Below are 4,044 nucleotides of genomic sequence, written 5' to 3'. Positions count from 1 at the left end.
TCGGTCGTGAACGGCACGATCCCACTCCCCACCCCGCTCGTGCTGGGCCACGAGGGCGCCGGCATCGTGGAGGAGGTCGGCGAGGGCGTCACCTCGGTCGCCCCCGGCGACCACGTGGTCCTGTCGTTCGTGCCCGCCTGCGGCGCGTGCCGCCGCTGCGCGGCCGGGCGGCCCGCGCTGTGCGAGCCGGGCGCGGCGGCGAACCGGGACGGCGCCCTGCTGTCCGGCGCGCGCCGCCTGCGCCTGCCCGACGGGACGAGGCCGCACCACCACCTGGGCGTCTCCGGCTTCGCCGAGCACGCGGTGGTCTCCGCCCGCTCGGCCACCAAGGCGCCCGCGGACCTGCCGTTCGAGGTGGCCGCGCTGTTCGGCTGCGCGGTGCTCACCGGGGCGGGCGCGGTGCTGCACAGCGCGCGGGTCGGGCCGGGGGACGTGGTCGCGGTGTTCGGCCTCGGCGGGGTCGGGCTGGCCGCGCTGCTCGCCGCCAGGGCGGCCGGGGCGGCGCGGATCGTGGCCGTGGACCTGGTGGCGGGCAAGCGGGAGCTGGCCCTGGACCTGGGCGCGACCGACGCCGTGGCGGCCGGTCCGGACGCGGTCGAGGCGGTCCGGGAGCTGACCGGGGGAGGCGCGGACAAGGTCGTGGACACCACCGGGGTGCCCGCCGCGCTGGCGCAGGCGTACGCGGCGACGGCGCCGGGCGGCACCACGGTGACCGTCGGCCTGCCCCACCCGGACCGGGAGCTGGTGCTGCCCGCGCTGAGCCTGGTCGCGGAGGAGCGGACCCTGAGGGGCAGCTACCTCGGCTCGTGCGTGCCGGGGCGGGACGTCCCCCGGTTCATCGCCCTGCACCGGGCCGGGCTGCTGCCGGTGGAGCGGCTGCTGAGCGGGAGGCTGGCGCTGGAGGAGGTGGGCGCGGGCTTCGACCGGCTGGCCGGTGGTGAGGCGGTGCGGCAGGTGGTGGTGCCGTGAGCGGCGGGGAGCGGTGACCGCGCGTGGAGAGGAGTGATCCGTGGGCGACGAGAAGAACGCCAGCTCTGACCTGACCGGGAAGGCCGGCACGCCTGGCGAGGCGCCTGCCCCGCCTGGTGCGCGGCCTTCGCGAGTTCCGGATCGCGCGTCAGCACGGTGAGGACGAGCGACATCCCCCGGTGGATCTCGTCGATCTGCGCGGCCATCCGCTCCACGACGATCTCCTGCGTGCCGGAGACCTCGTCGAGGCGGGTTTCGAGCGCGCGGATGCGGGCGTCCAGCCTGCTCACCGTCGACATGTCGGACAGGCTACCGAAGCCCGCCCGCCGAGCGCCCCGTCGACGTCCCAGCCCCCCCGCGAGCACCCGGCGAGGCGGCGCGCTTCACCCGATCGGCCGGTGCGCGCGTCGTGCCGCCGGTCGTGGTCGGTCGAGTCGGTACGGTGGCGCGGTTCCGCGGGAAGGGGTTCGGGTGCGTGGGCTGGTGGCTGTCGCCGGTGCGGTGGTTGCGGTGGGCGGGGCGGTCGCGCTCCGGGGGCGGCGGGCCGCGCCCGCGCGGGGCGGGCTGGACGGGTACCGGCTGGTCAACCTCGCGCACGTCAACGACCCCGACCGCACCAGCGGGTACCCCGGCGACCCGGCCTTCACCGCCGAGACGGTCGCCACCGTCGCGCGCGACGGCTACTACCTCCGGTACCTGCACCAGGGCGAGCACACCGGCACGCACTGGGGCGCGCCCGCGCACTTCACCGACGGGCAGCCGCACGCCGACGAGCTCGACCCCGAGGACCTCCTCCTGCCCGCCGTGAAGATCGACGTCCGGGACCGGGCCGCCCGCGACGCCGACTACGAGCTCTCCGTCGACGACCTGCTGCGCTGGGAGCGCGCGCACGGGCGCATCCCGCGCTGCGCGGCCGTGGTCCTGTGGACCGGCTGGGAGGACCGCTGGGGCACGCCCGCGTTCTACAACCGCGACGAGACCGGCCAGGTCCACCAGCCGGGGTTCTCGGTCGCCGCCGTCCGCTGGCTGCTGGACACCGGGCGGCTCGGTCGCCGCGGCGCGCTGGGCACCGACGCGTTCGGGCCGGACGCCGGCGTCGACGGCGACTACCGGGTCTCCAAGCTGCTCTACCGCGAGCACCGGATCAGCCTGGAGGTCCTCGCGAACCTGGCCGGGCTGCCGGAGACCGGGGCGCACGTGCTGGTCGGCGGAACGGTCAACCGGCGCGGGTCCGGGTCGCCCGCCAGCGTGTACGCGTTCGTGCCCAAGCACCCCCGCTAGCCCACCACCAGCCCGCCGCCGCCGCGCCGCTTCGCCCGGTACATGGCCTGGTCGGCGCGGTGCAGCACGGCCTGCGCGGTGTCCTCCGGCTCGACGTCCGCGCACACCACCACCCCCAGGCTCGCGCTGATCCCGCCCAGCTCGGCCAGCACCCGCCGCCCCACCGCCTCCGGGTCCTGCGCCCCGGTGATCAGCACCGCGAACTCGTCGCCGCCCAGCCGCGCCACCACGTCCACGTCCCGCACGCACGCCCGCAGGTGCCCGGCCACCCGCCCGAGCAGCGCGTCCCCACTGGCGTGGCCCTCGGTGTCGTTCACCGCCTTGAACCGGTCGAGGTCCACGAAGAGCACCCCGAACGGGGTCCCCTCGACGTGGTGCTCCGCCACCGCCTCGGCCAGCCTGCGCTCGAACAGCGCCCGCCCCGCCAGCCCGGTCAGCGCGTCGTGCGTCGCCCGGTGCGCCAGCTCCCGCTCGGACGCGCGCAGCAGCGCCGCGAGCCGGGTGTTCGCGACCAGGGCGACCAGCTGCCGCGCCACCACCGCCCCGAACACGGTGAACCCGCACGCCACCTCCACCCCGTCCAGCTCGCCCGTCGTCCCGCTCGCGGTCCGGTGCAGCACCACCGCCCAGCTCAGCAGCAGCGGCAGGTACGGCAGCAGCAGGTGCGCCCGGCGCGGACCGGTGGACGCGCGCGGCTCGCCCCGGTCGGCGGGCGGCGGGGCGAGCGCGGCCAGCCCGAGCAGCGCGGGGCCCAGCGTGAACCCGGCGTTGGCCAGCGGCGGCACGGCCGGGGCCTGCGCGCTGACCAGGTACGCGAACGTGCCGTCGGACACCGCCAGCCCGACCAGCCCCAGCCCGATCAGGCGCAGCTGCGACCGGAGCAGCACGTCCCGCCCGGCGGCGAGCACCACCACGACCACGAGCAGCACCAGGTCGGTCACCGGGTAGGCCACGGCGACCAGGAACGCCGCCGGGTCGGGGCCGCCGCGTGCCACCAGCGCGCCCAGCGACGAGGACCAGGTCAGCAGGAACAGCGAGCCCGCGACGATCAGCCCGTCCAGCGGCGGCACCAGCGGCGTGCGCACCTCGGGCGGCGGCGCCCCGCGGTGCCCGCCGAGGACGAGCAGCGCGGCCAGCGCGAACGGCACCAGCCCGAGGTACCCGGCGTCGGCGATCGTGGGGGAGGGGACGGCGCGGGCCAGGACGAGCTGCTGCCACGTCCACGCCGCCTGCCCGGCCGACCAGCTCAGCGCGCCCAGCCCGAGCAGCACCCGCCAGCGGCGGTCGGGGCCGTGCGCGCGCCGTGCCGTGACCAGGCACGAGGCGGCGGCGAACAGCCCGGCGGCGAGCTGCGCGAGGTCGTCGAGCGCGGTGGAGCCGGTCTCGCCCAGCACCCCGCTGGCGGCGGTCCCGGCGGCCAGCGAGGCGGCCCCGAGCACCACCGCCACGAGCCCGCCGAACCCCGGTCCGCCCAGCACCCGGCCAGTGTCGCAGCCGGGGGCGGGTCAGGCCGGGGAATCAGGTGCGGGGTCCCGCCGGGGGATCAGGCTCGGGTTCTGAGCCCGGACCGCGCGCAGGCGGAGGACGCGCCCAGCAGCAGGAGCGCCACGGCGCCCTGCCACCACGCCGACTCGTTCACCGCCACCGCCACGTTCACCGCCCCGACCAGGGCGAACAGCGCGGCCAGGCCCAGCCACAACGGCCGCTGCGCGCGGTCGACGAAGGCGGTGAGCGCGGTCGTCTGGGGATGGGTCATCGCGGGCCTCCGGGGGCGCGTGCGGCGCGGGTGCGCGC

At 77.5% G+C, this 4,044-nt stretch carries 4 protein-coding genes; 2 read left to right on the top strand and 2 right to left on the bottom strand.

All coding sequences use genetic code 11. The annotated features are described in order from the left end of the window. A partial coding sequence (locus ACTUAL_RS00920; protein ID WP_440898923.1) for a zinc-binding dehydrogenase occupies positions 1-969 on the top strand: 969 nt, incomplete at its 5' end. Between the two features lie 510 nt (positions 970-1,479). Next, the gene (locus ACTUAL_RS00915; protein WP_096495907.1) at positions 1,480-2,250 is read left to right on the top strand and encodes a cyclase family protein; all 771 of its coding nucleotides are present in this window, start codon (positions 1,480-1,482) and stop codon (positions 2,248-2,250) included. On the opposite strand, the gene ACTUAL_RS00910 is transcribed toward ACTUAL_RS00915, so the two are convergent. Together ACTUAL_RS00910 and ACTUAL_RS00905 are read right to left on the bottom strand one after the other, a co-directional pair. Then, entirely contained in the window at positions 2,247-3,728 is a 1,482-nt protein-coding gene (locus ACTUAL_RS00910; protein WP_440898922.1) for a diguanylate cyclase domain-containing protein, read from the bottom strand. The genes ACTUAL_RS00915 and ACTUAL_RS00910 overlap by 4 nt on opposite strands. Positions 3,729-3,793: 65 nt before the next feature. Then, positions 3,794-4,006 carry a hypothetical protein gene (locus tag ACTUAL_RS00905; RefSeq protein WP_096495905.1) on the bottom strand — a complete coding sequence of 71 codons (213 nt, stop codon included), beginning with the start codon at positions 4,004-4,006 and terminating at the stop codon, positions 3,794-3,796. Positions 4,007-4,044 lie beyond the last annotated feature (38 nt).

Source organism: Actinosynnema sp., from assembly GCF_052038725.1.
The sequence above is the reverse complement of the archived record's forward strand: the minus strand, read 5'-3'. Positions and strand labels throughout refer to the sequence as shown.

Bases quoted from the DNA above. Each gene is read 5' to 3' on its own strand.
- ACTUAL_RS00905 (WP_096495905.1), bottom strand. From the start codon at position 4,006: ATGACCCATCCCCAGACGACCGCGCTCACCGCCTTCGTCGACCGCGCG.